General features: G+C 64.1%; 26 protein-coding genes and 1 pseudogene. 14 read left to right on the top strand and 13 right to left on the bottom strand.

Annotated elements, in window-relative coordinates:
* Positions 1–21 precede the first annotated feature (21 nt).
* Entirely contained in the window at positions 22–657 is a 636-nt protein-coding gene (locus FJV83_RS36895) for an extensin family protein (RefSeq protein ID WP_245438082.1), read from the top strand.
* A 192-nt stretch (positions 658–849) separates the two neighbouring features.
* Positions 850–1,656, top strand: coding sequence for an extensin family protein (locus tag FJV83_RS07930; protein WP_095789104.1), 807 nt, complete (start codon positions 850–852; stop codon positions 1,654–1,656).
* A 16-nt stretch (positions 1,657–1,672) separates the two neighbouring features.
* On the opposite strand, the gene FJV83_RS07925 is transcribed toward FJV83_RS07930, so the two are convergent.
* Entirely contained in the window at positions 1,673–2,383 is a 711-nt protein-coding gene (locus FJV83_RS07925; RefSeq protein ID WP_095773587.1) for a gamma-glutamylcyclotransferase, read from the bottom strand.
* Between the two features lie 100 nt (positions 2,384–2,483).
* On the opposite strand from FJV83_RS07925, the gene FJV83_RS07920 reads away from it, so the two are divergent.
* Positions 2,484–3,191 carry an LssY C-terminal domain-containing protein gene (locus tag FJV83_RS07920; protein ID WP_142886030.1) on the top strand — a complete coding sequence of 236 codons (708 nt, stop codon included), beginning with the start codon at positions 2,484–2,486 and terminating at the stop codon, positions 3,189–3,191.
* A 13-nt stretch (positions 3,192–3,204) separates the two neighbouring features.
* Here FJV83_RS07920 and FJV83_RS07915 read toward each other — a convergent pair whose 3' ends face one another.
* A complete protein-coding gene (locus FJV83_RS07915; RefSeq protein ID WP_142886031.1) occupies positions 3,205–4,227 on the bottom strand; it encodes an NAD(P)-dependent alcohol dehydrogenase in 1,023 nt (340 codons plus the stop codon).
* Positions 4,228–4,352: 125 nt separating this feature from the next.
* On the opposite strand from FJV83_RS07915, the gene FJV83_RS07910 reads away from it, so the two are divergent.
* Complete coding sequence (locus tag FJV83_RS07910; RefSeq protein WP_142886032.1) at positions 4,353–5,267, top strand: LysR family transcriptional regulator; 915 nt, start codon at positions 4,353–4,355, stop codon at positions 5,265–5,267.
* Positions 5,268–5,495: 228 nt separating this feature from the next.
* Positions 5,496–6,806: a hemolysin family protein gene (locus FJV83_RS07900; protein ID WP_095789100.1), complete on the top strand. Its 1,311-nt coding sequence runs from the start codon at positions 5,496–5,498 to the stop codon at positions 6,804–6,806.
* Positions 6,807–6,848: 42 nt separating this feature from the next.
* Here the strand turns inward: FJV83_RS07900 and FJV83_RS07895 are convergent, their stop codons facing one another.
* From FJV83_RS07895 to FJV83_RS07880, 4 genes are all read right to left on the bottom strand, one after another.
* Positions 6,849–8,174 carry an HlyD family type I secretion periplasmic adaptor subunit gene (locus tag FJV83_RS07895; protein ID WP_246691815.1) on the bottom strand — a complete coding sequence of 442 codons (1,326 nt, stop codon included), beginning with the start codon at positions 8,172–8,174 and terminating at the stop codon, positions 6,849–6,851.
* Positions 8,175–9,914 carry a type I secretion system permease/ATPase gene (locus FJV83_RS07890; protein ID WP_142886033.1) on the bottom strand — a complete coding sequence of 580 codons (1,740 nt, stop codon included), beginning with the start codon at positions 9,912–9,914 and terminating at the stop codon, positions 8,175–8,177. It abuts the gene before it with no gap.
* A gap of 35 nt (positions 9,915–9,949) precedes the next feature.
* On the bottom strand, positions 9,950–11,443 hold the full coding sequence (locus tag FJV83_RS07885; RefSeq protein WP_095773582.1) for a family 16 glycosylhydrolase: 1,494 nt from the start codon (positions 11,441–11,443) through the stop codon (positions 9,950–9,952).
* 253 nt (positions 11,444–11,696) lie between these two features.
* Positions 11,697–12,575, bottom strand: coding sequence for a DMT family transporter (locus FJV83_RS07880; RefSeq protein ID WP_142886080.1), 879 nt, complete (start codon positions 12,573–12,575; stop codon positions 11,697–11,699).
* A gap of 235 nt (positions 12,576–12,810) precedes the next feature.
* Between FJV83_RS07880 and FJV83_RS07875 the strand changes: the two genes are divergently transcribed.
* Entirely contained in the window at positions 12,811–13,215 is a 405-nt protein-coding gene (locus FJV83_RS07875) for a YciI family protein (RefSeq protein WP_095789097.1), read from the top strand.
* Entirely contained in the window at positions 13,212–14,468 is a 1,257-nt protein-coding gene (locus FJV83_RS07870; RefSeq protein WP_142886034.1) for an RNA polymerase sigma factor, read from the top strand. The genes FJV83_RS07875 and FJV83_RS07870 overlap by 4 nt, the downstream gene beginning before the upstream one ends.
* Positions 14,469–14,500: 32 nt before the next feature.
* On the opposite strand, the pseudogene FJV83_RS07865 reads toward FJV83_RS07870, so the two are convergent.
* Both FJV83_RS07865 and FJV83_RS07860 read right to left on the bottom strand, forming a co-directional pair.
* Positions 14,501–15,106: pseudogene (locus FJV83_RS07865) on the bottom strand (LysR substrate-binding domain-containing protein); the annotation flags it as partial.
* A 167-nt stretch (positions 15,107–15,273) separates the two neighbouring features.
* Positions 15,274–15,879, bottom strand: a complete 606-nt coding sequence (locus FJV83_RS07860) for an NADPH-dependent FMN reductase (protein ID WP_095773578.1) — start codon at positions 15,877–15,879, stop codon at positions 15,274–15,276.
* 92 nt (positions 15,880–15,971) lie between these two features.
* Here FJV83_RS07860 and FJV83_RS07855 point away from each other — a divergent pair, with 92 nt between their 5' ends.
* Entirely contained in the window at positions 15,972–16,340 is a 369-nt protein-coding gene (locus FJV83_RS07855) for a helix-turn-helix domain-containing protein (protein WP_185973387.1), read from the top strand.
* A 200-nt stretch (positions 16,341–16,540) separates the two neighbouring features.
* Here FJV83_RS07855 and FJV83_RS36365 read toward each other — a convergent pair whose 3' ends face one another.
* The 3 genes from FJV83_RS36365 to FJV83_RS07845 all read right to left on the bottom strand — a co-directional run bounded on the left by FJV83_RS36365 (position 16,541) and on the right by FJV83_RS07845 (position 18,274).
* The gene (locus tag FJV83_RS36365) at positions 16,541–16,705 is read right to left on the bottom strand and encodes a hypothetical protein (RefSeq protein ID WP_095773576.1); all 165 of its coding nucleotides are present in this window, start codon (positions 16,703–16,705) and stop codon (positions 16,541–16,543) included.
* A 127-nt stretch (positions 16,706–16,832) separates the two neighbouring features.
* Positions 16,833–17,228, bottom strand: a complete 396-nt coding sequence (locus tag FJV83_RS07850; protein WP_010911043.1) for an acyl-CoA thioesterase — start codon at positions 17,226–17,228, stop codon at positions 16,833–16,835.
* A 104-nt stretch (positions 17,229–17,332) separates the two neighbouring features.
* Entirely contained in the window at positions 17,333–18,274 is a 942-nt protein-coding gene (locus tag FJV83_RS07845) for a phosphoribosylaminoimidazolesuccinocarboxamide synthase (RefSeq protein WP_142886037.1), read from the bottom strand.
* A gap of 206 nt (positions 18,275–18,480) precedes the next feature.
* On the opposite strand from FJV83_RS07845, the gene FJV83_RS07840 reads away from it, so the two are divergent.
* Genes FJV83_RS07840 through FJV83_RS07830 form a run of 3 tightly spaced genes read left to right on the top strand, consistent with a single transcriptional unit; the run spans position 18,481 to position 22,222 of the window.
* Positions 18,481–20,097: a GMC family oxidoreductase N-terminal domain-containing protein gene (locus FJV83_RS07840; protein ID WP_095773574.1), complete on the top strand. Its 1,617-nt coding sequence runs from the start codon at positions 18,481–18,483 to the stop codon at positions 20,095–20,097.
* Complete coding sequence (locus FJV83_RS07835; protein ID WP_142886038.1) at positions 20,094–21,308, top strand: mandelate racemase/muconate lactonizing enzyme family protein; 1,215 nt, start codon at positions 20,094–20,096, stop codon at positions 21,306–21,308. Before FJV83_RS07840 ends, FJV83_RS07835 begins: the two co-directional genes overlap by 4 nt.
* The gene (locus FJV83_RS07830; RefSeq protein WP_095773572.1) at positions 21,305–22,222 is read left to right on the top strand and encodes an NAD(P)-dependent oxidoreductase; all 918 of its coding nucleotides are present in this window, start codon (positions 21,305–21,307) and stop codon (positions 22,220–22,222) included. Before FJV83_RS07835 ends, FJV83_RS07830 begins: the two co-directional genes overlap by 4 nt.
* Positions 22,223–22,315: 93 nt before the next feature.
* On the opposite strand, the gene FJV83_RS07825 is transcribed toward FJV83_RS07830, so the two are convergent.
* Entirely contained in the window at positions 22,316–23,254 is a 939-nt protein-coding gene (locus tag FJV83_RS07825) for a diacylglycerol kinase family protein (protein WP_142886039.1), read from the bottom strand.
* A gap of 713 nt (positions 23,255–23,967) precedes the next feature.
* Here FJV83_RS07825 and FJV83_RS07820 point away from each other — a divergent pair.
* From FJV83_RS07820 to FJV83_RS07810, 3 genes are all read left to right on the top strand, one after another.
* Positions 23,968–24,402, top strand: coding sequence for a DUF4383 domain-containing protein (locus FJV83_RS07820; protein ID WP_095773570.1), 435 nt, complete (start codon positions 23,968–23,970; stop codon positions 24,400–24,402).
* 6 nt (positions 24,403–24,408) lie between these two features.
* A complete protein-coding gene (locus tag FJV83_RS07815) occupies positions 24,409–25,539 on the top strand; it encodes a hypothetical protein (RefSeq protein WP_095773569.1) in 1,131 nt (376 codons plus the stop codon).
* A 141-nt stretch (positions 25,540–25,680) separates the two neighbouring features.
* On the top strand, positions 25,681–26,202 hold the full coding sequence (locus tag FJV83_RS07810) for a hypothetical protein (protein ID WP_095773568.1): 522 nt from the start codon (positions 25,681–25,683) through the stop codon (positions 26,200–26,202).
* 63 nt (positions 26,203–26,265) lie between these two features.
* Here the strand turns inward: FJV83_RS07810 and FJV83_RS07805 are convergent, their stop codons facing one another.
* The gene (locus tag FJV83_RS07805) at positions 26,266–26,889 is read right to left on the bottom strand and encodes a hypothetical protein (RefSeq protein WP_142886040.1); all 624 of its coding nucleotides are present in this window, start codon (positions 26,887–26,889) and stop codon (positions 26,266–26,268) included.
* Positions 26,890–26,893 lie beyond the last annotated feature (4 nt).

The following is a 26,893-nucleotide window of genomic DNA, read 5'->3' as shown; positions in this document are numbered from 1 at the left end:
CCAGGGGTTGGGCCTCCTGCCATGGCCCCGCAGCCGCCGCCAAAACCGGCGGATGCCGGCGATGAGAAAATGCTTCCCGACCCGCGCTCGGCCGACCGGCCTGGCGAAAAGATGCCCGCCGAGGAAGTCGCCTGCCGCGAGCGGCTGAAGGCGCTCGGCGTCGAATTCGAGGAGCACAATGCGGAAAGCAATCCCGAAATCGGCTGCTCCATCCCCTACCCCCTGGTCCTGAAGAGCCTTGGCAAGTCGATCGCCATCGCCCCCGGCACCGAGCTCAACTGCCCGATGGCCGAAGCGGCGGCGCGCTTTGCCGCCGAAATCATCCAGCCGGCGGCGAAAGCCGAATTCGGCGCCGACCTCAAATCGATCGGCCAGGCATCGGCCTTCGTCTGCCGGCCGCGCCACGGCACCGGGAAACTGTCCGAGCACGCCTTCGGCAATGCGCTCGACATCGCCAGCTTCACCTTGTCCGACGGCAGGAAGGTCGAGGTCGGCCCAACGCCGCCGGAGAAGGATGCCACATTCCTCAACGCCGTGCGCAAGGCCGCCTGCGGTCCATTCAAGACCGTGCTCGGACCGGGCGCCGACGCCGACCACGCGCTGCACTTCCACCTCGATCTCGAACCGCGCAGGCATGGCGGCACGTTCTGCCAGTAGGCCCTCTGGGATCGCCGCCGTATTTCCGCCGCAGGCGTGAACGCGGGCGCTGAGTTTTCCTTTACCCTTGATCGTTAAAATACCGGATATCCGGCCATGATCGCGAAAGTGGAAACCGGTTTTCGGAAAGGATCATGGCCAGGCAAAAGGTAGAACCTGATCGGGATCAGGTTCGGGGACAGGATTCCGCCAATGGCCGGCAAATTTCGCGCCGTGTTTTTCGCCACCGCGCGCCGATCGAAACCCGCGACGCTGCTGGCCGCCGGCCTTACCCTCGCCGCGGTTTCGGCCTGCAACACCGGCAGCGTGCTGTCGCTGCAGCCGGCCGTCGATGTCGGCGCGCAAACCGCGGCCGTGCCGCAATATACCGGCATGCAGCGACTTGTCCCCTCCAATCCCTACATGACCCAGGCCGCCTATCCGCGCATGGATGAGCCGATGTCGCCGGTCGAGCAGATACCGGCCAGCGAAGTCGATTGCCGCCAGCAGCTGAAGCGCCTCGATGTCGCCTATACCGACCTGGCGCCGATCCATGAAGGCCAGTGCGGCATTGACTATCCCGTAAAGGTCACGGCCATCGGCAGTGTCGAGATGAAGCCCGCGGCGACGCTGACCTGCGACATGGCCGCCACCTTTGCCGCCTGGACGAAGAACGAACTCGTTCCCTCCGCTCGCTGGCGCTACTTCTCCGGCGTCAAGACCATCCACCAGGGCTCGAGCTATTCCTGCCGCAACATCGCCGGCGAAGGTGTTTTGTCCGAGCACGGCAAGGGCAATGCGCTCGACGTGATGAGCATCGAACTCAACAATGGCGACGACATCGACGTGCGCAAGCCCGGCCTGTTCGCCTTCCGCACGCGCGGCTTCCTCAACAATGTGCGCGCCGATGGCTGCCAGTATTTCACCACCGTGCTCGGACCCGGCTACAATTACGACCACCGCAACCATTTCCATTTCGACATCAAGAACCGCAGGAACGGCTATCGCGCCTGCCGGTAACAGATGATCAGGCGGCTCATGCGCCAGCGGTGGAAGCGATGATTTGCCGTGCCACCAGATCCTGGACGCGCCAGAGGTTCCGGTCGTGGATACCGCTTTCCTCCAGCTTGCTGACGGTCCGGAAGAGATACTGCGCCGACGAACCCCAATGTCCGGCAGCCCGCGCCAGCGTATCGGCGACCTGCTCCGGCGGCAGGCGTCCTGCATAGGCCCTGCCATCCGGCGCGGCGACGAAGGCCAGGGCGCGTAGCGGACCGTCCCTCGTCTGAACCTTAATCCAGCGCGGCACATTGGTTGGCGGGTTGGCATCGATCTCACGGCGCATCAACTGGCCGAGTTGCCCGAAATGATCTTCCACGGGCAGTCGGTAAACAATGCCGTTGCAACTGCCACCGCGGTCGAGAGCCAGCATCAGGGCTGGCAATTCGCGGGTCCCACGCCAGCGGGTCAGTTTCAGACAGAATGAGCGGTGCCATCCTGGCGCCGTGGCTGGGCGCTGCTCGACAGGAACGAATTCAGGATTCCAGATCAGCGAGCCGTAGGCAAAGACCCACAGCGCCTCAGGCCGGTATTGCGACAGGAGTTGCTCGACAAGGCCGTCGAACTCCGCGTCGCTATGCTCGGCTGTCCCAGGCTCGGGGCCGGGATCCGGTTCGATGCGTTCGACCCTCGCGACAAGGTCGGCGGTCAACGCCATTGGTCCGCGGCCTGCCGGTTTCCCCTTCATTCTCGCCCCCGCGCAAAAACGATGGCCGACGATAGACCGGCTGGCCATTGATTTCCAGGGACCGTCGGGCAACAGATACGGCACGAATCGAGCCTCTTTCATGAGCCAACGAAGCCTTCGGCGACGCGCGACAATCTGGCTGGCGTCCTTGCTAGGCGCCTGGGTCGTTCTCGCCTATGTCGCCGCGCCGGAATTCTGGACGTTCCGCGAGCGCGGCTTCCGCGACCAACGCTTCGAAATGGTGACGCACACGCCGCAAGGCATTCCAGGCGACCCGATCAATGTCGGCCTTGTCGGCACCGGGAGGGAGGTGGTCCACGCCTTCGCCATTGCCGGTTGGGATACAGCCGACGCGATCACTTTGAGAACGGCGATCGACATCGGCGAAAGTGTGTTGTTTTCCCGCCCCTATCCCGATGCGCCGATGAGCCGCCTGCTGTTCGAGGGCCGCGCCCAGGATCTCGCTTTCGAAAAGCCGGTCGGCGACAGCGCCGACCAGCGCCATCACGTGCGTTTCTGGGAGACCGATACGGTCGGCGACGACGGCCGTCCGCTCTGGCTGGGTGCCGCCAGCTTCGATCGCGGCGTCGGCCTCAGCCACGACACCGGTGCCATCACCCATCACATCGGTCCCGACATCGACGCCGAACGCGACTTCCTGATCGGCGACCTCAAGGCGGCCGGTCTGCTGGCATCGACCAGCGACATGGCGGGCATCGGCGCCACCAGGACTGGCCGCAATGGCGGCGGCGACCCCTATTTCACCGACGGCAAGGCAATCATCGGCGTGCTGAAGCGGCAGCAATGATCGGATGCCGAGGTCAGGTCGTGCTGATCACGATCTTGCCGAACGGCCCTTTTTCCAGATGCTGCAGGGCCTGCGGCACCTCGTCGAAGCCAAAGACCTTGTCGATGACCGGCCTGATGCCGAGCGCCTCGATCGCCTGGTTCATCCGCTCGAAGGACCGGCGATGGCCAATCGACAGACCCTGCACGACAATGCGGTTGCGCATGAAGGGCACGATCGGGAAATTGAGCTCCATCGCGCCTAGGAGACCAATGATCGACAGCCGGCCGCTGGCGGCCAGCGCGTTCAGCGATCGCCGCGCATTGTCGCCGCCGACCATTTCCAGAATATGGTTCACGCCCAACCCACAGGTCAGTTCACGCGCCGCCTCGTCCCATGCCGGCCGGGTGCGATAGTTGATCACCTGCCAGGCGCCGAGCTTTCTTGCACGCTCGAGTTTCTCGTCGCTGCTCGAGGTGACGATGGCGCGCAGGCCGAACGCCTTGGCGAACTGCAAGGCAAACAGCGACACGCCGCCAGTGCCCTGGATGAGGATGGTCTGGCCCGCCACCGGCCTTGTCGCCTCGGCCATCGCAAACCAGGCGGTCAAGGCGGCGATCGGCAGCGTCGCCGCCTCGATATCGCTGAGCGATGGCGGCGCCAGCACGGCGGCGTCTTCGCCGAAGATAACATGGTCGGAAAGCACGCCCGGCAGCGAGGACCCCAGCGTATGCTTGTGCAGCATCGGCGGCGCATCGCCATCCGGCCAGTCGGCGATGACCTGGCCAAGCACGCGCTGCCCGACCTGGAAGCGACTGGCCGCGCTGCCGACAGCGACGATCTCGCCCACCGCGTCCGAGGTCGGCACGAAGGGAAAGGTAAGGTCGGGGATCAGCGTCCCGTCCACGATCAGCCTGTCCTTGTAATTCAGCGACACGGCTTTCGTGCGCACCAGAAGCCCGTGCGGCCCGGGTTGCGGCATCCTGCCCGTCACCTGGCTCAGCCTGGACAGGCCGAAACCGCTCATCTGCCAGGATCGGTTGATTTGGGTGCTCATCTTGCTCGCGCTCCGTGATTGATGGCCACGCGAGACATTTATGCTCTTCGGCTATGGAAAATAGAGCTCCAATGCGGCATATCTGACGACTGATTGAGGACCAATATTCGCCAATTGGAATCATCATGGAAACGACCGAGCTGCAGGGCATCATCGCATTCGTCCAGGCCGTGGAGGCCGGCAGCTTCACCGGCGCCGGCGAGCGGCTGCATGTGACGAAGTCGGCAATCGGCAAGTCGGTCGCCCAGTTGGAGCAGCGGCTCGGCGTTCGCCTGCTCAACCGCACCACGCGCAGCCTCAGGCCGACCAGCGAAGGCGTGAGCTACTATGAGGCCTGCATCAGGGCGCTGGCCGAGATCGAGGCGGCGCAGTCGCTGCTCGCCGCGCGCCGGCAGATCCCTTCCGGCCGGCTGCGTGTCGATGTTCCGCTCGCCTTTGGTCGGCGCTGCGTCGCACCCGTCCTGTTCGAGATTTCCAGGAAATTCCCCGAACTCACGGTCGAGATCTCCTTCAACGACCGCCGCGTCGACCTGATCGAGGAAGGCATCGACCTTGCCATCCGCATGGGAGAACTGGACGACAGCCTGTCGCTGGCGGCCAGACGCATCTATGCCCAGCGTTCGGCCATCTGCGCCGCTCCCGCCTATCTCGACGAGCACGGCAGGCCGCGATCGGTCGAGGATCTCGCCCATCACAGCGTCATCGGCTACGGCCGCGAGGGCGTCGTCCGCCCCCGGGTGATCAGACATGGCGACGGCCGCCAGACGACCTTCGCCCCCAAGGCGAGGCTTGTCCTCGGCCATGGCGAACCGATGCTCGACGCCGCCCTTGCCGGCTGCGGCATCGCTTTCCTGCCGACCTGGCTGGCGGCCGACAGCCTCAGGCAGGGCGACCTCGAAATGGTCCTGTCGGATTGTGCGGTGGAAAACGTCGTCGTGCACGCCGTCTGGCCAGTGACGCGCGCGCTCACGCCAAAGGTGCGGGTTGTCGTCGACGCCCTCGTCGAACATCTTTCGGCGCCGCCTTGGGACAAGGCCTGAAAGACACGCGTCATATTCCAAGATACCTAATGCATGTCACCCAAAAGTGGTCCCGGTTTTGGTATGACGACATGCATCAACACAATGCATGTCGCCCAAAAGTGGCTCCGGTTTTGGGACAACGACATGCATCAACACAAAGACTGAAAGCGGGCCGCGTGTCATCCATTTGCGCGTGACGCGCTTTCACTATTTTCGAGCGGCCCGCCGCAATGCTATTGAGCCCTCATGCTATACGTCGAAATCGCCATCGTGGTCGTCCTCATCTGCGTGAACGGCCTTCTGGCAATGTCCGAGCTCGCCATCGTTTCATCGCGCCCGGCACGGCTCAAGGCGATGATCGACCGTGGCGTCAACGGCGCCGGCCGGGCGCTGGATCTTGGCTCCAATCCCGGCAAGTTCCTGTCCTCGGTGCAGATCGGCATCACGCTGGTCGGTGTGCTCTCCGGTGCCTTCTCCGGCGCTACGCTGGGCGACCGGCTGTCCGTGTTCCTGGCCTCGGCGGGCATGCGCGAAAGCGTCGCCGATCCGCTCGGCGTCGGCATCGTCGTTGCCATCATCACCTATTTCTCGCTGATCGTCGGCGAACTGGTGCCCAAGCAGATCGCGCTGCGCGACCCCGAGCGCGTTGCCGCCCGCGCGGCGCCGGCCATGACCATCCTCGCCACCATCTCGGCGCCGCTGGTGTTCCTGCTCGACATTTCCGGCCGCGCCATATTGTGGCTGCTCGGCCAGCGTGGCGAAAGCGAGGAGAAGGTCACCGACGAGGAGATCAAGATGCTGGTCGCCGAGGCCGAGCATCACGGCACCATCGAATCCGACGAGCGGCGCATGATCGCCGGCGTCATGCGGCTCGGCGACCGCGCCGTGCGCGCGGTGATGACGCCGCGCACCGAGGTCGACTGGATTAACCTGCAGTCCGACGACACGACGATCCGCAAGCTCCTCATGGAAACGCAGCATTCACGCCTGCCGGCGGGTGACGGCGGCGTCGATGTCATGGTCGGCGTCGTCCAGACCCGCGACGTGCTGGCGGCGATCCTTGCCGGCCGCACGCTCGACCCGCGCAAGCATGTGCGCGCCGCCCCCATCGTCTACGACCAGGCCGACGCGCTCGACGTGCTGCACAAGCTCAAGGAATCCGACGTGCCGATGGCGCTGGTGCATGACGAATACGGCCATTTCGAAGGCATCGTCACGCCGGCCGATATTCTCGAAGCCATCACCGGCGTGTTCCGGGCGGACCTCGATGCCGGCGACGAGGAAAACGCCGTCAAGCGCGAGGACGGCTCATGGCTGCTCGCCGGCTATATGCAGGCCGACGAGATGGCCGAGATTCTGGGCTTCGACCTGCCCGAAAACCGAGACTACGAAACCGTCGCCGGCTATGTGCTGTCGCACATGCACCATCTGCCGGCGACCGGCGAATGCGTCGACGCGCAAGGCTGGCGCTTCGAGGTGGTCGACCTCGACGGCCGCCGCATCGACAAGCTGATCGCCACCCGCCTGTCCGGCACCCACCGCGAGGCGGTGCGGTGATTGTCTGAATGTCGGCCCGGTGGATTGCGCCGCCGGCGACAGCTACCGCTCCGTGAACGCGCGAGCGAAGGAATCGAGCATCGGCCGTGCCAGATACTCGAAGAAAGTCCGGTCGCCAGTGTTGATGAACGCCTCGACCGGCGTTCCGGGATAAATCTGCTCGGGCTTCACGCCGGGCGGCAGGTCGGCGGCAATCCTGAGTTTGACCCGGAAATAGGGCTCATGCGTAGCCTCGTCGACGAGCCGGTCCGCGGAAATCTGTGCCACGGTGGCTGAAACCTCGGGGGTGAGCCGCATGTTCAAGGCGGACAATCGCAGTTTCGCCGGTTGGCCGACACGGACCTGATCGACGTCCTTCGGCCGCAGCCTTGCATCGACAATCAGGCCCGGTGCGGTAGGCAGGATCTCCATGATCTTCTCACCGCGGGCAATCACACTGCCCTTGGCATTGTAGGTCGAGGACACCACGATGCCCGCGGCCGGTGCCTTGATCGTCGTCCGCCGCAGCACCGCCTCGGCCGCCCTGACCTGTTCCTCGATGTCGGCCAGGTTGGAGCGAACCTCGTCCAGCTTCGTCAGCGCCTCTTCCACGCGCTGCGTGGTCAGGCGCTCGATCTGCTCCTGGGCCTCGACGATCTGGGTGTTGACCGCCGCCAGATTGGCTTCCAGCGCCCCGGCCTGCCCGACGAGATCGGCCTCGCTGCGCAAAAGCTGCGAATATTCGGTGCGATTGGTGAGGCCCTTGTCCAGCAGGCTTGTCTTGATGCCGAGTTCCTTCTTCACGATTTCGGCTTGTTGCCGAACGGCCTCTTTCTGGGACTGCAATCCCACCACGGACTGCCGATGCATGGCCAGTCGTTGGGCCAGGATCGATTGTTCCGATCGGAACCGGGCGAGTCTGGCGTCGAATTCCTTTTGCTGTTCTCGAATCAGGGCTTCGAAATCGGCCTGGAGCGATGCCGGCGCCGGTTTGGTGATTGGCGCGAGCCTGTCCAACCCGTCGCGTTCCGCCTCCAGCCGCGCCGCACCCGCCCTGAGCGCGATCGACTGTCTCGTCAGCCGGTTGAGCTCGGCCTGCGCGGCTGTCGGATCCAGCACGATCAGATCCTGGGCCTGTTGCACGCGATCGCCGTCATGGACCAGCAACGCCTCGATGATGCCGCCGTCGGGATGCTGGATCAGGATGTTTCCGCCGGTCGCCGAGATCGTGCCTTGCGTGATCACCGCTCCGGACAAGGGCGCGCTGACGGCCCAATAGCCGAAGCAACCCACCAATAGCGCCGTTGCCGCATATCCGGCGAATGCCACGCGCCTTATGTTGGTACGCGGGTTGCCTTCCTCCCAGGCGAGGCTCTGCGCGGCCATCATCTAGGATCCAAAACGGATGTTATGCGTGCGGATCGTCGTGGCGAATGATCCTGTCACCACCGTATTCGGCTGCGCGGGAAGGCCCTTGCCCGAATGCCGCAGCACCTCGCTGCTTGGGCCGAAGGCTTCGATCGCGCCACCACGCAGAAGCATCACACGGTCGCAAGACGCGGCAATCGAAGGGCGATGCGTGATCACGACCATCGTGACGCCGGCCGCCTTCGCGGCGGCGAGTACCGCCTCGAGCGCCGCCTCGCCGGTGCCATCGAGATGGGTGCTGGGCTCGTCCAGGACGAGAATTCTGGGATTGCCGTAGAAGGCGCGTGCCAGCCCGATCCTCTGGCGTTCGCCTCCCGACAGCGTTCTGTCCGAAGGACCTATCAATGTCTGGTAGCCGTCCCGCTGCGCCAGGATCAGCTCATGCACCTCGGCCCGCCTTGCTGCCTCGATGATCGCGGCGTCATCTGCATCGGGGTCGAAGCGGGCGACGTTTTGCGCGATCGATCCTGGAAAGAGCTCGACCTCCTGCGCGAGGTAGCCGACATGCTTTCCGAGCTGGTTTTCGTCCCAGGTCCTGAGGTCGGCGCCGTCGATCCTGACCGCGCCGCCGGTCGGCCGCGCAGCGTTCACAAGCAGCCGCGCCAGCGTCGATTTGCCGGCGCCGCTCGGGCCGACGATGGCCAACGCTTCGCCGGCGCCGATTTGAAAGTTCAGCCGCTTGAGGATGGGTTCGGTGCCGGGCTGCGCATTCGGCGCCATGAAGAAAACGTCCTGCACGGAAATCGCGCCTGCCGGATCGGGCAGGATGAGTTTGCGCGCTTCAGCTGGACGCGCCGCAAGCGCCGTCTCCAGCCGCTTCCACGCCCGCCGGGCGTCGGCGATCTGCCGCCAGGCGCCGATCAACTGGTCGAGCGGCTGCAGCGCGCGCGACGACACCAGCGAGGAAGCGAAGATCATGCCCGCCGTCATCTGTCCCTTGAGCACCAGCCATGCGCCGGCGCCCAGGATCGCCAGTTGCAGCATCATGCGCAGCGCCCGCGAGGCACCGCTGAAGACCGCATTGGCACTCGAGGAACGGTCATGCAGGGTGAGCGCTGCCGCCACGTGCCGTCCCCAGATCTGCGCGGCGTTCTCCACCATGCCCATGGCGCGCAGCGTCTCGGCATTGCGGGCGAAGGCCTGTTCCGCCTGGCTGGCCAAGGCCGAACGCTCCGCGGACAAGGCGTCGTTCCTGCCGATGGCAAGCTGGTTGGCCACGACCAGCAAAAGCAGAAGCGCCGCGCCGGCGACCGTCACCCAGAACAGCACCGGATGGATGAGATAGAGCAAGGCGAGGAAGACAGGGGCGAAAGGCAGGTCGAACAACACCGCCACGCCGCGCGACCTGATGAAGGCGCAGACCGAGGCGAGGTCGCGCAGCGGCGACAGGCCGCCGGCATATTTCGCGCCAAGCGAAACGGCGAATGTGCTGGCGCCCAGTTTCTGGTCGAGGGTCGCCGCAACGCGCTGCGTGTACACGGCGCGGATCGCGTCCAGAAGCCCGAGGAAAGCGAGCGTGAGAACCGCGATGGCCGAAAGATAGACAAGCGTCTCGACGCTGGAGGACGGCAGCACGCGGTCATAGACCTGCAGCAGGTAGAGCGGAATCACCAACAGCAGGACGTTGATCAACAGCGAGAAGACGCCGACATCGGCGACGGCGCGCATTAAGACCGGACGCAGGCCAGACGGTCCAGTCATTTCCACATTCCCCGACGCTGCATGTTCCCGAGACCCTACGCGTGGCCCCCGAACTCGGAACCGCCGTGCAGCGTGCTGTTGCCGTGCGTTGCGACACTGTGCGTGCCGATGCTGCTGCTGGTGATGTTCAGGGCGTTTGCCGGCGCACTGTCCAGCGTATAGGCGCGGACGTAGTCGATCTTCATCTCGGCCGGCGTGGCCAGATGATCAGGAGGGGTGCCGGCCAAGCCGCCGACCGCGAGATCGACCAGCATGTACATGGGCTTGTTCATGTCGGACGGCGTCGCCGTTTCCGCGACCTGCACGCCGTCATAGGTCCAGACGAGCTTGTCCGGCGTCCAGAGCAGGCCATAGGTGTGGAAGCCGGCGGGGTTCGAGACACTCACTATCGACGTGACCTTGGTGTGCGTCCCCGTTTCGTTCGAGTGCGCCGTCATGATCAATGAGTTCGGAGCCTGGCCGATCGTCTCCACGACATCGAGTTCCGGCGGCCACGAACCGTCTTCCGGAAGCAGCCAGAAGGCCGGCCAGGCACCGGCATTCTCCGGCAGGTCGGCCCGTATTTCGAAATAGCCATAGGTCTGCGAGAAGGAATCGTGGGTGGTCAGTATGCCGGAGGTGTATTCGTAATTGTTTATCAGCGGCTTGATGTCCGCCGGCGCCTGCGCCGCGGTGATGGTGAGCACGCCGTTGTTCACGCTGAAAGGGTGGACGGAACTCGTCGGTGCGTAATTGGCGTCGATATACCATTGCAGTTCGTTGTTGCTGCTCAAGGTGCTGCCGTTCGGCGCTCCCCACCAGAAGTTGGAATCCCACGTGCCGCCCTGGCTATTGTGAAGGTTCAGCGTGTTGAAATCGTCGCTGAAGGAGAGCTGCATCCCGGATTTGTCGATCGGCAATTCGAACTGGCTGGGCTGCAGCTTGTCGATGGTCGTGTCCTTGAACTCGAGGATCTCGCCGGACCCGAGGTTCAGCAGCACGTTCGATCCCGACTGGATCATGTTCGAATGGATGGCGTCGAACGACATGAATCCATAGCCATTAAGGCGGACCGTGTCGGTGGCGGCAAAATTCGCTATCAGGTCGCTGCCGTTGCCTTTCGAGACGATGAACGTGTCGTAACCGCCGCCGCCATCGATCAGCACATCGTTTCCCGCGCCGCCGTCCAGAGTCTGGTGCCCGGCCTTGGCGGTGATGATGTTGTCCAACCCATTCCCGAAAGCATAGTTGTTGGCGTTTGTGACGACGAGATTCTCGACGTTGTCGGGGAGCTTATAGCTCATCCATGTGCTGATCGTGTCGATGCCTGCCCCAGCGGCCTCCGCCACCTTGTTGCCCGCCGCATAGAGGTAATAGATGTCATCGCCCGTGCCTCCGTGCATGGTGACGTTGACACCGGATGCTCCGTAGAATGAGTCGTTTCCGGAGCTGCCGTACAAGTCCGGCCCGGACCCTGCCGCCGAGTACCAATGGCTGGAAGCGCCGCTGTAGGGAAGCGGAACGCCTAGGGCATTGACGAAGAAGCTCATAGGACAAATCCTCCTCGTGATGCCTGGCCTGCTCGGATCGTTCGATTCCAGGCGGCCGCATCCGGACCAACGTTGCCATGCACGATACCGTTCCAGGAACTTGCCACATAGTTCACCATTACATCGACCATTGAGTGACGTTTTCCGGGATTGGAAGCACAACAACCCGACGAATGGTGTACAGGCAGTAATTCGCCCGACGAAATATTTAATAAAATTTTACAATAGGCACCGATCTACTTGCGCGCTTCCCTCAAACCGCGACTTCGATCGGCTCGGCAAGTCTGGGGTTGGAGCGCGCCGCGATCAGGCAGCTGGCCACGATGAGGCCGGCTCCCGCCAGCGTCGTCCAGGTCACCGCCTCGTCGAAGAAGAACCAGCCGAGCGCGATCGCCCAGATGAAGGCCGAATATTCGGTCGGGATCAGATATTGCGCTTCGGCCCGCGCATAGGCCCAGCTCATCAGGAACTGGCCGGCGAGCGACAGTGCCGTCACCCCGGCAAGCGGAAGCCAAAGATTGCTGGGCAAGGCGATAGCGAGCCAGGGCGCGGCAAGACAAAGCATGACCGCGACACAAAGGTTCTGGAACAGCATGATCTCGATTGGCTTGGCCAGCATCGCCTGTCGCCGCGCGAGGATCAGATTGTAGGCATAGAACACCGTCGAGACCAGCACCGCAGCCGTGCCGAGCAGCGCATCGCCGGCATAGGTCTCCTGCCCGAACTGGCCCGCCACTATGACTGCGACGCCCGCAATACCGGCGAGCGAGGCCCAGATGGCCTTGCGCTGTATCCTTTCGCCCAAAAGCAGCGCGGCCAGCAGGAGCGCGAACAGCGGCGCCACGAAACTAAGCCCGACCGCCTCCGCCAGCGGCAGCCTTGCAAGCCCCCAGAAGAATGACAGCAGGACAATGCCGACAACCACCGCGCGCAGCGCATGCAGCCTCAGCACCGAGGCAACCGGAAGCGAGCGCGGCCCCGCCAGCCAGCCCGCCCCCGCGACCAATGTCGCCAGCATGCTGCGCCACAGCACCGTGTTGTAGACACCGACCGCGATGACCAGCACCTTCATCGCCGCATCCATGCCGGACAGAAGGAAGATACCGAATGCGCAGACGAGCACCGGGACCATGGGGGAAACGGCGCCGGCCAGGCTGGATGATTTCACGCGGGCTTTCTCGAGGATGACGGATGCAAGCTGACATATCAGGGCAAAAGGACAGGGCCAGATGGCAGCCTCGCCCATGTGGCGGTCCAACGCTGTCGGTCCGGGGGCAATCGCGATTCGAACTTTTTTTGCGGCACCTGTCGATTCCGCCACCCATTGTTCGTCGTATCATCGAACCAACCCAACCAAGGAGAAGACCATGCGGTTCATGATGCTAATGATCCCCGGCGGCTACGCCGAGGCGGCGCCCGACGTCAGGCCCGACGCCAAGGGGGTGGAGGGAATGATGAAATACAATGAGGAGCTCAAGAAGGCCGGCGTGTTGCTGGCGCTCGACGGGCTGCATCCGCCGTCATCGGGCGCGCGGGTCAGCTTCAAGGGCGGCAAGCCCGTCGTCACCGACGGGCCGTTCGCGGAGGTCAAGGAAGTGCTGGGCGGCTATTGGGTCATCGACGTACGCTCGCGTGAAGAAGCCATCGAATGGGCCCGCCGCTGCCCCGCAGGGGAAAATGACGTGATCGAGGTTCGCCGCGTCTTTGAGATGAGCGATTTCCCCGAGGACGTGCAGAAGGTGGCGGAAGGTTTTGGCGAGCTGATGGGTTGACGGCCACAACTACCATCGAAGCGGTCTGGCGGATCGAGCAGCCGAAGCTCACCGCCAGGCTCGTCCGCTGTCTCAGGGATGTCGGGCTCGCCGAAGAGGTCGCCGGCGATGCCTTCCTGCTGGCGCTGGAGCGCTGGCCTCGGGACGGCATCCCGCGCAACCCGGCGGCCTGGTTGACCGAGGTCGGCAGGAACCGGGCGCTCGACCGGCTGCGCCGCACCACCATGATCGACGGCAAGCACCGCGAACTCGCCATCGACCTCGCCGAGCTGGAGCGCGAGATGCCCGACATCGAGGCCGCGCTGGACGAGGATATCGACGATGACCTTTTGCGGCTGATCTTCACCGCTTGCCATCCCATCTTGCCGGTCGAGCAGCGCGCGGCCCTCGCCCTGCGCCTGCTGGGCGGGTTGTCGACGGCCGAGATCGCCCGCGCCTTCCTGGTGCCCGAAGCCACCGCCGCCCAGCGCATCGTGCGAGCCAAGCGGGCGCTTCGCGATGCCGCCATCGCGTTCGAGACCCCGCGCGGGCAAGAGCGGCGCGAACGCCTCGCCGCTGTGCTGGAGGTGGTCTATCTCATCTTCAACGAAGGCTATGTGGCGACCGCTGGATCGGACTGGCTGCGCGCCGATCTCTGTGGCGAGGCGCTGCGCCTTGGCCGTTCGCTGGCGGCGCTGATGCCTGATGAGCCCGAGGTGCAGGGGCTGGTGTCGCTGATGGAACTCAACGCCTCGCGCTTTCCTGCCCGCACCGGCAAAGCGGGTGAGCCGATCCTGCTGCTCGACCAGGACCGCACGCGCTGGAACTGGTCGCTCATCCGGCGCGGCCTCGACGGCCTGAACCGGGCGATGACCCTGACATCGACACCGGGCCCCTATCAGTTGCAGGCGATGATCGCCGCCTGCCATAGCCGCGCGGCAACCGCCGCCGACACCGACTGGATCGCGATCGCCGCCTATTATCAGGCCCTTGCCTTGGCGGCCCCCTCGCCCATCGTCGAGATCAACCGGGCGGTGGCCGTCGGCATGGCGTTCGGACCGGCGCAGGGCCTCGCCATCGTCGAGGCCTTGAAGGACGAGCCGCGCCTGAAGGGCTCGCTCCTGCCCACGGTGCGCGGCGATCTTCTGGAGAAACTGGGACATCGGGCGGAAGCCCGCGCCGCGTTCCGCCAGGCCGCCGAATTGACCGGCAATGAGAGGGAGCGCGCGCTGCTGCTCGCCCGCGCGGGTTCGCCCTCGGGCGGCCGCTCCTGACGTCTTCACGCCAGCGGCGCCTTGGTTCGGTCTCAGTTTCGATACCGCAGTACATCGACGACAACAGCCATCGCCGGAGACACCTGCCGCCTGCTTGGATAATAGAGATGATAGCCAGGGAACGGCGGGCTCCAGTCGTCCAGCGCGAGTTCCAGCCGCCCCCCCAAGAGATGGTGGCTGACCAGATCTTCCGGCACGTAGGCGATGCCGTAGCCGCTCATCGCGGCGTCAATCATGGCGATGGACGTGTTGAAGGTGAGTTGGCCTTCCACCCGGACACGCAGATCACGGCCCTCTTTTGCGAACTCCCAAGCATATAGCCCGCCAAACGTGGCCTGGCGCATATTGATGCAGTCATGCCCGACGAGATCCTGCGGCGCCTTCGGAGCCGGACGACGCCGAAAGTAGTCCGGCGACGCCACTGCCACCAGCCGCCAGTCCGGGCCGATGCGGACGGCGATCATGTCCCTGTCGATGCTTTCACCGAGCCGCACGCCGGCATCGAACCGCTCCTCCACGATGTTTCTCATGCCGTTGTCGCTGTGGAGTTCGACGCGCAGGTCTGGATAATCGAGCAGGACAGGTCGCAGCTTTGGCCAGACCGTCGTCTGCAGCGCATGATCCGACAGCGTGATGCGATGAGGCCGCTTCCCTTCTCCCGTCACTGTACGAGAAGGTGCCGGCAGGCGGATGAGAGGCAGCGCCGCATTTCAAGCAAATTGATCACCTCTGAAATGCGATCCATATGAAAAAAGGCGGCGCAAGCGCCGCCCCATATCCCTTGGGAGGATAATTCGACCGGCGGTCAGGCCGCCTTGATTTCCTCGTCGACCACGTCGGCATCGCGCGCCTTCTTCAGCGCCTTTGCCCACCAGGCGACGTCGTTGACCAGCGCGGTGGCCGCCTGGTTCAGATGCTCGAGGTCTTCGAGTTTCTTCTCGCCCTGACGCACGGCGAGGAAGTCGCCCCAGGCGATATGAACGGCCGACTTGACCGGCGCCATCTGCAGTTCGACGGCATGGAGACGGAGCTGCTCGACTGCGCGGGCGCCGCCGACGCTGCCGTAGCCGAGGAAGCCGGCCGGCTTCTTGTTCCATTCGTTGGCGGCGTAGTCGATGGCGTTCTTGAGCACGGCCGTCGGGCCGTGATTGTATTCGGCGGCGGTGAAGATGAAGCCGTCAAATTCGGCGACCTTCTTCTGCCAGCGCTGCGCCACTTCGTTGGTCGACGGCACCCAGGCGGAAGAGGCGACTTCGTCGAAGAAAGGCAGCGGGAAGTCCCTGAGGTCGACGACCTCGACATCGATATCGGCATGCGACTTGGCGATCTTGGCGATCCATTGGGTGGGCACATCGGCGAAGCGCGCGGCGCGCGTCGAACCGACGATGATGGCGATTTTCGGCTTTGACATGGGGGGCTCTCCATTCCAGTAATAAGCTGGTATCATTTGGATACCGGCGCTATATGAGATACTGTCAACTCGATGCGCAAGGAGGCACCTTTTTGTTACTGAGGAACCCGCTTAACACCGAAGACTGCCGCGCCGTTTCGGAAATCCTGCAGCGCGTCGGCGACAAATGGACCGTGCTCGTGGTCGGCAAGCTTGGCCGCGGACCGTTGCGTTTTAATGAGTTGCGCACCGCTGTCGGCGGCATCTCGCAGAAGATGCTGACCACCACCTTGCGCGGACTGGAGCGCGACGGCTTCGTCACCCGCACCGTATTCCCGACCATACCGCCGCGCGTCGACTACGAGCTGACCGAACTCGGCCATGAATTGCTGATCCCGGTCAGCGCGCTTGGCGAATGGGCGCGCAAAAACACCACGCGCGTGCGGGCAGCGCGCGAAAAATTCGACGGCATGCATGGCTAAAACCCTTGCGCGGCAAGGGATCCGGAGCTTCGTATCGAGTGAAATTGCCTGGCAGCAGGGAATTCGTCGGGTCTGCGGACGCGGCTTGACGGCATTGTCCTATGGCGCCGGTGGCAGACCTGCACACATGCTATTTTGACGACGACAATCGCGGACCAAAGGCAACCATTCGGCTTCTCCGCGATCGCCGGGCGCCGTGGTCAGGGCGCGCATGTCGCGGCAGGCTTGCGGTCACCCTTGTCGCCATGCGTGCAGGCGATGGGCCGAAGGTCGTTTTTGACTTCGGCGTAGGCCGTTACGCCGAGCAGGCAGACCAAGGCGACAAGCGCTGCCACGAGCCAGCTGTTCAGTATGTGTTGACGCATTGTCTCTCCCCCAACGCCGGCACAGTCGGGCGTCAAGGCAACCATTGGATGTCGGCAAACGCATCGCCCGCACGGGCGATGTTACAATTGCCCTGCGCTGGGAAAACGGAGCGCGAGAACGGGCTGGTCAACCCTCGGCCGGAACGGCCTTCGGCTTGCCCTCGCCGTCCAAAGCCACCATGACGAAATCGGCGTGGGTGACCTTTTCCATCAAATCGGAGAGATAGCGCTGCGCCCAGGCTTCGACCTTGAGCGTCATCGAGGTGCGGCCGACGCGTTCGACATGGGTGTAGATGCACAGCGTGTCGCCGATCTTCATCGGCTTGGCGAAGGACATCTCCTTGACCGCCGCCGTCACCACGCGGCCCCTGGCGCGCTCGGCGGCGCGGATGCCGCAGGCAAGGTCCATCTGCGCCATCACCCAGCCGCCAAAGATGTCGCCGGCCGCATTGGCGTCCGAAGGCATGGCCAGCGTGCGCAACGTGAGGTCTCCGATCGGCCGTCCGTCCGCGTAGTGCACCATGCGAGAAATCCCTCGAGGTCGATGGCTTGAGATCGACTGCCCTCGATCCCGTAGCGTCATGGCGCGGACGCGTCAACGCGCCCGGGCAAAGCTTCGCCAGACTGCTAGAAGAAGCGCGCCAGGTTCGAACGGATGCGCTCGAGAACCGTATCCCCGGAAAGGTCGGGAACGAATGCCTTGCCGGTGATCGCCTCGTAGGCCTGGGCATAGATGCGCGAAGCCTGTTCGACGATCTCGTCGGGAATCCTGGGGATCGGGTCCTTGTAGGGATCGCAGCGCGCCGCCACCCAGGAGCGGATGAAATCCTTGTCGAAGCTGTCCGGCCGCGTGCCGCTTGTAAGCGCCTGTTCATAGCTCGCCGCGATCCAGTACCGGCTGCTGTCGGGTGTATGGATTTCGTCGGCCAGGATGATCGTGCCGTTCTTGTCGGTGCCGAATTCGTATTTCGTGTCGGCAAGGATCAGGCCGCGCTCGGCGGCGCGCGCCTGGCCGCGGGCGAACAGCTTCAAGGCGTAATCCGAGACGGTGTCCCATTGTGCCTGTGTGAGCAGGCCCTGTCCAAGGATCTCCGCCCTCGACAGCGGCTCGTCATGGCCGCCATCCGCCGCCTTGCTCGTCGGCGTAATCACAGGCTCGGCCAGCTTCTCATTGTCGCGCAGCCCGTCCGGCAGGCGCATCCCGTACATCTCCCGTTCGCCGCGACGGTAACGGGTCAGGATCGAGGTGCTGGTGGTGCCGGCGAGATAGCCGCGCACGACGATCTCGACCGGCAGGATGTCGAGCCTCGTGCCGACGACGACATTGGGGTCGGGATATTCGAGAACATGGTTCGGACAGATATCGGCGGTTTCCTCGAACCAGTAGCGCGCCGTCTGGGTCAGGATCTCGCCCTTGAACGGGATCGAGGTCAGGATGATGTCGAAGGCGCTGAGACGGTCGGTGGCGATGATGATGCGCCGCCCGTCCGCCAGATCGTAGTTTTCGCGAACCTTGCCCTTGTAGTAACCCGGCAACTCGGGAATGAACGCATCCGACAGGGTCCGCATATGATGTCCTGCCTTCCGCAGATTTGGCTGATGCCCTCGCATAAGCTGTCGACCCCATGCTTATCAAGCGCGATTGTCGGTATTCCCCGCAACTCGACCTGACATCGCGGTCGCATTTTTCACAACGCATGCCGGAAGGCCCGGCGACGCGGCGAAGCCGTCGCGTCTAGGCTGCGGCCAGATTTCCGGAGCCGCCTGTTTCAATCATGCAGACTTTTGACTTCATCATCGTCGGCTCCGGCTCGGCCGGCTCGGTGCTCGCCGACAGACTGTCCGCCTCGGGGCGTTTTTCCGTGCTGGTGCTGGAGGCCGGCGGCACCGACCGGCGCTTCTACGTGCAGATGCCGCTCGGCTATGGCAAGACCTTCTTCGATCCCGCGGTCAACTGGAACTACAAGACCGAAGCCGATCCCGGTCTCGGCGGCAATGTCGACCACTGGCCGCGCGGCAAGCTGCTCGGCGGATCGAGCTCGATCAACGCCATGGTCTGGATCCGGGGCGCGCGCGAGGATTTCGACGACTGGCGCGCCGCCGGCAATCCCGGCTGGGGCTATGACGAACTGTTGCCGATCTTCAAGGCGCTCGAGGACAATGAGGCCGGCGCCGACAGATGGCGCGGCACCGGTGGTCCCCTGCACATCAGCGACACGGCCAACGCCGTCCACCCGCTGACAAAGCGCTATCTCGCCGCCGGCCAGCAGGCCGGCCTGCCGCTCAATCCCGATTTCAACGGTGCCGCCCAGGAAGGCGTCGGCACCTACCAGATCTCGACCAAGAACGGCCGCCGTATGTCCGCGGCGCGCGCCTTCCTGCGCCCCGCGATGAAGCGCGGCAATGTCCGCGTCGAGACCAACGCTTTGGCCACGCGCATCCTGTTCGAAGGCAAGCGCGCAATCGGCATCGAATATCTGCAGAACGGTCAGCCGAAGACGGCGCGCGCCGGCCGTGAAGTGATCCTGTCCGCCGGCTCGATCAACTCGCCGCAACTCATGCAACTCTCCGGCATCGGCCCTGCGGCTTTGCTAAATGGGCTGGGCATCCCGATCGTCCACGCCAACGAGAATGTCGGCGCCAATCTGCAGGACCATGTCGGCATCAACTACACGTTCAAGGGCAAGGTGCCGACGCTCAACCAGATCCTGCGTCCCTGGTGGGGCAAGCTGCTGGTCGGCATGCAGTACATACTGACGCGCTCGGGACCGCTGTCGCTGTCGATGAACCATGGCGGCGGTTTCTTCCGCACCGACCCGGCGTTCTCGCGCCCCAACATGCAGCTCTATTTCCAGGCCTTCTCGACCGTCATCCCGAAGAGCGGTGAGCGGCCGATCCTGACGCCGGATCCATGGCCGGGCTTCTCCATCGGCCTGTCCAATTGCCGCCCGTCGAGCCGGGGCGCGATCATGATCCGCTCCAGCAATCCGCTGGACTATCCAAAGATCACCGCCAATGCCTATTCGACCAATGCCGATGTCGAGGAGATGCTGGCGGCGGTGAAGTTCGTGCGCAAGATCGCCTCGATGCCGGCCATGGCCGAAATCATCCAGGAGGAAGTCCTGCCCGGCCCGTCGATCCAGTCGGACGCAGACCTGATCACCGATTTCAGGAAACGCTCCGGCACCGTCTATCACCCGGTCTCGACCTGCCGCATGGGTCCCGATCCCGCGCGCGCCGTCGTCGATCCGCGCCTCAAGGTGCACGGCCTCGAAGGCTTGCGCGTCATCGACGCCTCGATCTTTCCCGACAACATCACCGGCAACACCAATGCCGCCTCGGTCATGACCGGGTGGAAGGGCGCCGAACTGGTTCTGGAGGACCAAAAATGAAGATCACCGACGTCAAGACCTGGGTTGTCGGCAACCCGCCGCCCGGCATCGGCGGCAAGTATTTCATCTTCGTCAAGCTGACCACCGATGGCGGCGTGGTCGGTTATGGCGAAGCCTACAACGCCACCTTCTCCGCCCATGTCACGGCGAAAATGGTCGAGGACATGGCCGAGCGCTATCTCGTCGGCCGCGATCCGCACGACATCGAGAACTTCTTCCGCCGCGCCTATTCCTCCGGCTTCACCCAGCGCCCTGACGTCTCCGGCATGGGCTGTTTCTCGGCGCTCGAAATGGCCTGCTGGGACATTATCGGCAAGGAGGCGAACAAGCCGGTCTACAAATTGCTCGGAGGCCAGGTACATGAGACGCTGCGCTCCTACACCTACCTCTATCCGCACACCGGCAGCGTCCATTCCGAGGATGCGCCGGACGGCCGGAACGTCTACAACGACCCCGAAATGGCGGCGGCTTGCGCGCTCGAATATGTCGAGCAGGGTTTCAATGCCGTCAAGCTCGACCCGGCCGGCCCCTATACCGCCTTCGACGGCCATCAGCCGCGCCTCATCGACATCGACGTCTCCACCCGCATGATCAAGGCAATCCGCGAGGCGGTGGGCAACCGCGCCGACATCCTCTTCGGCACGCACGGCCAGTTCACCGCGTCAGGGGCGCTGCGCATGGCACGCGCCATCGAGCCCTACGATCCCTTGTGGTTCGAGGAGCCGGTGCCGCCCGACATGCCCGAAGTGATGGCGCAGGTCGCCCGGGGCACCTCGATCCCGATCGCCACCGGCGAGCGGCTGACGACCAAATTCGAATTCGCCCGCGTCATCGAAAACCGCGCCGCAACCATATTGCAGCCGGATCTCGGCCGCTCCGGCGGCATCCTCGAAACCAAGAAGATCGCGGCGATGGCCGAGGCTTACCACATCCAGGTCGCGCCGCACTGCTATTGCGGGCCGATCGTCGGCGCCGCCAACATCCAGCTGGCGGTGACGTTGCCCAACTTCCTCATCCTGGAATCGCTGAAGCAGTGGGACGGGTTCCACGCCACGCTTCTGAAGAAGAAGATCGAATGGCAGGACGGCAATGTCATCCCCTCGAAGGAACCGGGGCTGGGGGTCGAGCTCGACGAAACGGTCTGCGATGCGCATCCCTACACCGGCAAGGATCTGCATCTGCAAATGATGCAGACCCCGTTGATGCCGTGAGCGAGAGTTACGCGTTCATCGGCCTCGGCCATCTCGGCGGCAACCTTGCCGCCAGCCTGATCCGCAACGGCTTTGCCGTCACCGTCTTCGACCGCGACCCGGCTGCCGGCGAGCGTCTGGTGGCGCTCGGCGCCACCACTGCCGACAGCCCTGCCGAGGCGGCGGCGCGGGCCGGCAATGCCATAACCTGCCTGCCCTCGCCGAAGGTCAGCGAAGCGGTGCTTGCCGGTCCCCGCGGCTTGCTCGAAGGCCTGGCCCCGGGCGGCACCTGGATCGAGATGTCGACCAATGGCCGCGACGAGATCGTGCGCCTCGCCGCCCTCGCCTCGGCCAAGGGCGTCGACACCTTGGAATGCCCTGTCACCGGCGGCGTGCATCTGGCGGCGGTCGGAAAAATCACCGCCCTGGTCGGCGGCGATGCCGCGCTTTACGAACGCCATCGCACGGCCATCGAGGCGATGTGCGCGCGTTCCTTCCTGATGGGGCCGATCGGCTCGGCCGCGGTGATCAAGGTGATCACCAACATGCTGGCCTTCATCCATCTCGTCGCCGCCGGCGAGGCGTTGATGCTGGCCAAGCGGGGTGGCCTCGACCTCGCCCAATCCTACCACGCCATCGTTGCCTCCTCCGGCAACAGCTTCGTCCACGAGACCGAAAGCCAGCTCGTCCTCAACGGCTCCTACGACATCGGCTTCACCATGGACCTGGCACTGAAGGACCTCGGCTTTGCGTTGGGCATGGGCAAGGATTTCGGCGTGCCGCTGGAGCTGGCATCCCGCGTCAACGCGATTTTCGAACAGGGCAAGGCGGCCTATGGCGGCAGCGCCTGGTCGACCCGGATCGTCAAATTGCTGGAGGATGCCGTCGGCACCGACCTGCGCGCGCCTGGTTTTCCAGCCAAACTGGGAATCTGACCGGAGACCGGAAAACCAAGCAATTTCATCTGCTTGAATCGATAGCCGGATTCAGTTTCGAAAAGACCTGAATCAATCTGGCAACGCCTTGATTCAATATCTAAGCGTCAGCGCGCCAGGCAGGATCTCGAAGGTCGCCGGTATGCGTCCGGGCGACTCACCGTCTATGTCGACCAGCGCGCCGTTCTTTTCCACATCGTCGAGCGGTTCGACAACCACTTTCTTGCCGCGCAGGATGGTGATCGCCGGATGGTTGCGGTGCCGGCCGCCATAGAGCAGGCGGATGTCCCAGATCAGCTTCAGCTTGCCAGCCGCGCGCAGGATGACGATATCGAATTGCCCGTCGGTCAGCTCGGCGTCCGGCGCGATCATCATGCCGCCGCCGAAGAATTTGCCGTTGGCCACCGCCACCAGCGCCATGCGCGCCTCGACCGGCGCGCCGTCGTCGACGGTGATCCGCACACGCTGGAAGCGGTAGCGGATGAACTCGACCACGGTGCGCCACAGGAACAGCACCTTGGCCGACGTCTTGCCCTTGCGCTTGTCGGCATTGACGGCGCGGTCGGTGGCGCCTGACAGGCCGAGGCTGGCGATGTTGATGAAATGGCGGCTGGCGAGCGCGCCATGGTCATCGATGTAGCAGATGCGGCCGGCATCGACCTTGCGGCCCTCTGCCCCGGCGATCCGCTTCAAGGTCGCGTCCACCGCCTTCGGCAGGCCAAGCCCGCGCGCGAAATCGATGCCGGTGCCGCATGGCAGCAGGCCAAGCTCGGTCGTCTTGCCGCTCTCCTCGAATGCCTGCAGCAGCCCGTCGGCCACTTCGCTGGCGGTGCCGTCGCCACCGGCGGCGATAACCAGGTCGAAGCCGGTGGCGGCGAGGTCGATGGCCAACCGTTCGGCGTCGCCCTCGGCCTGCGTCTCGCGCAGCTCGAAATCGCCAAAGTGCTCTTTCAGCGAGGCGGAGACTTCAGGCCAATGCCGTTTCAGCCGGCCGCCACCGGCTATCGGATTTAGAACCACCCCGACTTTCAAGACGCACCCTCCCCGGCGCCGGACATCCATGCCCGATCGTTTGCCGGCATTGAAGCCCGCGCCCGCCGGCGGAGCAAGGGGCGCTGTCGATTGCGACGACGAAAAGAGGGGCAGGCTGTCTAAGGCAGTGGGCACCGAAGTTCCCGAGCTCTCGCCAAACGGTCCCCGATAATCCCGCTATCCACAGGCCCAGGGCCATTCCCCGGGACACTTACCCGGCGTACGTTGAACCCATCTCAGGCGGCTACCGATCGCCAAGCCGAAAGGCGGAAGTGAAAGGCTGATTTCCTGAGGCCCGTACGGCCCGGAGCGAGAGCAGGCTTGCCTGTTTCGAGGGACGGTAGCCGAGACCTACGGGGCCGCGGAAAGCGTGCCAACGCCGACGGCGGACCGATGCTGCCATGAAGGACGGCAAAAACCTTCGATGGCACGCAGGGCAAAGCCCGCAAGGGCCAAGACCAGCGTGGTCTGGAACGGACGCTGCCTTCGGGTGGTGGCTGGCAGGACCGTCAAAATCAAGGCCGGCATGGCGCGACGACTTTACGGAAGTTGCTGCCGCGACCGTGTCCTGATCTGACAGGGAGGCGCTGGGAGAAATCCCAGCGCCGACTGTCGTTTTTCCATCCCGCACAATTTTTACGGTGTTTCCGCTTGGGGCTGCAACCGGCGGCAAAATCAGCTAACGTTCGACGTCAATTGAAGGGGGATACTTCATGACGCTGATCCAGAAGCTGGCCGTTGCCTATGCTTTCCTGTTCTTCGCCGTCGTCGCCATCGGCTACATACCGGCGTTCAACGATGCCAACGGCAATCTGTTCGGCCTGTTCTCATTGCAATGGTACGACGACCTGCTGCACGCCTTCTCCGGCGTCTGGGCGCTGGCCGCCGCCTTCATCTCGCATCGCCAGGCAGTGTTCTATTTCAAGCTGTTCGGATCGGTCTATCTGTTCGACGGCGTGCTCGGGCTGGTCACCGGCTCCGGCTGCCTCGATGCCGGCATCTTCATCAACGGTTTCCGCTCCCTCAACGACATCGAGTTCCCCACCCGCTTCTTCGCCAACCTGCCGCATCTCGTCATCGGCGGCTTCGCCGTCTATGTCGGCTTCTGGCTGTCGAAGCGCATCCACGACCACTTCGCCACGGCCTGACCGGCCATGTTGCTGTTCCGATGGCTGAAGCGCATCAGCAAGACGATCATCTGGCTGATCGTCATCATCATCCTCATCCCGATCGTCGGGCTGAGCTACGGTTTCCTGACGACGCCGGCGCCCGACAAGACGCCGTTGCCAGGCATTACCGATGGCGCGCCGCCCAAGGCGCTGGCCGACAAGGTCCGCGCCGAAATTCCCGGCTACCAACGGCCGGAGGAATCGACCTTCCTCACCTACCCCGAATGGGCGATCGTCTACGCCGCGCGCGAATATGCCGGCTTCGTCGCCAAGGACCAGCCGAGCGGCTTTCCCTACTGGTCCTATGTCGGCCGCTTCTGGCAGGATTACGCGACGGTGATCCGCGCCAGTTCCCCCTACAAGTTCAACTACGCCAACCACCAGATGCTGGTCATCATCGGCACCAGCCACTCGATCGAGCACATACTGCAATGGGCCTATGAGAACACGGTCGGCCGCGTCACCGAGGCGACATCGGCCAAGCGAACCGCCGCCGACATCTACCAGGCCAAGGTGGCGGCGGACTACGCCGTCTTCCTCGACCAGGTGCCGTGGTACCAGTTCGCCTATGCCGAAAAGCGCGCCGGCCTGTTTTCCGTGCAGCCGGCGCCAGGCGACAGCTCCGTCCGCACCAGCGAACGCAAGCTTGCCTTCGGCCTCGCCGACACCATCAAGCAGGGCTATGCCGACCTGATCAAAAAGGCACTTGCCGCGACCTCCGACCCGGCCTTCCTCGATGTCCATGTCTGGGCCAAGGGCCCGGTCGGCGAAGCCACCCGCAACGAGCCGGACACATTGCTGGAGCGTGACTACGGTGCCGACGGCACCGTCTTCGTCACCAGGCGCTATCAGGTCTTCACCGACATGATCCCGCGGCTGATCGACAAGGGCGTCTCCTTCGTCGAGATCGGCGGCAATGACGAGATCATGGTCACCATGCTGTCGACCGACTCGATCGCTGTTCCCGAAGGCATGCGCATCCTGTTCAGCTATCCGCTGCCGGCGGATCCTTCGACGCGCCGCACCGGCATGGTCGTGGCCGTGCGCAAGCTGCATCTGGTGCTGCCGTCGCTGATGAAAGCAGGCGCCAAGCTCGAACACGTCTACGATTATTGAGGCCTTTCGGCCACGCCCGGCAAGGATCCGGCCGCCGCCATGCTCATTTCACAATCGGGGCCAAATCCCGCCTTGTTCGCGCGCGATGGAACGGTGCATGTTGCCTGACGGGCGACATGCACCTCTCGAAGGGACAAGACCGTGATCAAGACCGCCCTTGTCGCCATGACCATTGTCGGCTGCGACTGTGACGCCAAATTGTGCGAATATATCGGCGAGACGCCGGCCAAGTGGTCGACCATCGCCGAGTGCGAGGCCGCGATGAAGAGCCAGATCCTGCACCAGCGCAATTTCGACTATCCGCTGGTGTCCGGCATCTGCCGCACCAAGGGTTCATCATCCTCCTCGCAACTGGCCGCCACCGCATCGCGCCCCGAACTCAAGCCCGCCAGCAGGGTCGTGCGGACGGAAAGCCCGCTGCCGCCGGAACTGAGCCATCGGCCGAGCGTGCCCGTCGGCTCGCCGACGACGACCGTCGACGCGGACGCTGCCCGGCCCGTCGCCTACGAACAGATGGTCGATGGCGGAACCGGCGTGCTCTATCGCACGAAGAACGGCTATGCCGTGGTCAAGACCGATCTTGGCCGTGCGGCTTCCGCGACGGCTGATGCCGCAAAACGCTCCGTGAACTGGCTGGCCGGCCTGGTGCCGACGGGGCTGTAGTCAATGCATGTCGCCCAAAAGTGCGCAGCGGTTTTGCGACAACGACATACATAAGGGAGAGATTTACATCTTGACCTTCAGGCTCTCCCAGAATTTATCGATCAGCGGCTGTTCGGTGGCCAGGTCCTCGCTGCCGACGCGCGTGACGAACAACAGCCCCTGATCGGCGAGGCCGTAGCCGACGATCTCGAAATAAGCGGTGTCGGTGCGCGTCTTCACCTCGGCGCGGATGCCGGTCAACTCCTTGCCGTCGGCGAGCTTGCGCGTCGTCGGCTGCTGCGTCAGCGTCGCGCCGGCCTGCACCGATTCCCTGGTCATCTCCTGCAGCATCAGTTGGTTGAGCGACACCGGGTTCATCTTGCCATATTCCTGCACGACGACGATCGTGCCAAGCGCCGAAGCCATCAGATATTGCGTGATGTTCTCGCCGAGATCGGTCTTGGTCACCGAGATGCCGCTCGGATGGACGAAGGAGAAACTGTCGCCGGAAAAGGTGGCGAAGTCGTTGCGCTCGAGCGTCACCTTGCTCTGCTTGCCGCCGGGCAGCGTGATGGTCCTGCTCTCGCCGGGGTCGATATCGACCGCCACGCCGTCGATGGTCAGCTTGAACGCCTTGAGGTCCTCGGCTCCGGCCGGTCCAGCGCACAGCGCGATGAGAGTGAGGGCTGCCGCTGATACCATGCGCATCGAC

The sequence above is a fragment of the Mesorhizobium sp. WSM4307 genome, from assembly GCF_007003945.1.
GTDB lineage: Bacteria > Pseudomonadota > Alphaproteobacteria > Rhizobiales > Rhizobiaceae > Mesorhizobium.
The sequence above is the reverse complement of the archived record's forward strand: the minus strand, read 5'-3'. Positions and strand labels throughout refer to the sequence as shown.

What these genes read in the sequence shown, in the direction of transcription:
- FJV83_RS36895 (WP_245438082.1), top strand. Translation starts at nt 22, where the DNA reads ATGGCCCCGCAGCCGCCGCCAAAACCGGCGGATGCCGGCGATGAGAAA.
- FJV83_RS07930 (WP_095789104.1), top strand. Translation starts at nt 850, where the DNA reads ATGGCCGGCAAATTTCGCGCCGTGTTTTTCGCCACCGCGCGCCGATCG.
- FJV83_RS07925 (WP_095773587.1), bottom strand. Translation starts at nt 2,383, where the DNA reads ATGAAGGGGAAACCGGCAGGCCGCGGACCAATGGCGTTGACCGCCGAC.
- FJV83_RS07920 (WP_142886030.1), top strand. Translation starts at nt 2,484, where the DNA reads ATGAGCCAACGAAGCCTTCGGCGACGCGCGACAATCTGGCTGGCGTCC.
- FJV83_RS07915 (WP_142886031.1), bottom strand. Translation starts at nt 4,227, where the DNA reads ATGAGCACCCAAATCAACCGATCCTGGCAGATGAGCGGTTTCGGCCTG.
- FJV83_RS07910 (WP_142886032.1), top strand. Translation starts at nt 4,353, where the DNA reads ATGGAAACGACCGAGCTGCAGGGCATCATCGCATTCGTCCAGGCCGTG.
- FJV83_RS07900 (WP_095789100.1), top strand. Translation starts at nt 5,496, where the DNA reads ATGCTATACGTCGAAATCGCCATCGTGGTCGTCCTCATCTGCGTGAAC.
- FJV83_RS07895 (WP_246691815.1), bottom strand. Translation starts at nt 8,174, where the DNA reads ATGATGGCCGCGCAGAGCCTCGCCTGGGAGGAAGGCAACCCGCGTACC.
- FJV83_RS07890 (WP_142886033.1), bottom strand. Translation starts at nt 9,914, where the DNA reads ATGACTGGACCGTCTGGCCTGCGTCCGGTCTTAATGCGCGCCGTCGCC.
- FJV83_RS07885 (WP_095773582.1), bottom strand. Translation starts at nt 11,443, where the DNA reads ATGAGCTTCTTCGTCAATGCCCTAGGCGTTCCGCTTCCCTACAGCGGC.
- FJV83_RS07880 (WP_142886080.1), bottom strand. Translation starts at nt 12,575, where the DNA reads ATGGTCCCGGTGCTCGTCTGCGCATTCGGTATCTTCCTTCTGTCCGGC.
- FJV83_RS07875 (WP_095789097.1), top strand. Translation starts at nt 12,811, where the DNA reads ATGCGGTTCATGATGCTAATGATCCCCGGCGGCTACGCCGAGGCGGCG.
- FJV83_RS07860 (WP_095773578.1), bottom strand. Translation starts at nt 15,879, where the DNA reads ATGTCAAAGCCGAAAATCGCCATCATCGTCGGTTCGACGCGCGCCGCG.
- FJV83_RS36365 (WP_095773576.1), bottom strand. Translation starts at nt 16,705, where the DNA reads ATGCGTCAACACATACTGAACAGCTGGCTCGTGGCAGCGCTTGTCGCC.
- FJV83_RS07850 (WP_010911043.1), bottom strand. Translation starts at nt 17,228, where the DNA reads ATGGTGCACTACGCGGACGGACGGCCGATCGGAGACCTCACGTTGCGC.
- FJV83_RS07845 (WP_142886037.1), bottom strand. Translation starts at nt 18,274, where the DNA reads ATGCGGACCCTGTCGGATGCGTTCATTCCCGAGTTGCCGGGTTACTAC.
- FJV83_RS07840 (WP_095773574.1), top strand. Translation starts at nt 18,481, where the DNA reads ATGCAGACTTTTGACTTCATCATCGTCGGCTCCGGCTCGGCCGGCTCG.
- FJV83_RS07835 (WP_142886038.1), top strand. Translation starts at nt 20,094, where the DNA reads ATGAAGATCACCGACGTCAAGACCTGGGTTGTCGGCAACCCGCCGCCC.
- FJV83_RS07820 (WP_095773570.1), top strand. Translation starts at nt 23,968, where the DNA reads ATGACGCTGATCCAGAAGCTGGCCGTTGCCTATGCTTTCCTGTTCTTC.
- FJV83_RS07815 (WP_095773569.1), top strand. Translation starts at nt 24,409, where the DNA reads ATGTTGCTGTTCCGATGGCTGAAGCGCATCAGCAAGACGATCATCTGG.
- FJV83_RS07805 (WP_142886040.1), bottom strand. Translation starts at nt 26,889, where the DNA reads ATGCGCATGGTATCAGCGGCAGCCCTCACTCTCATCGCGCTGTGCGCT.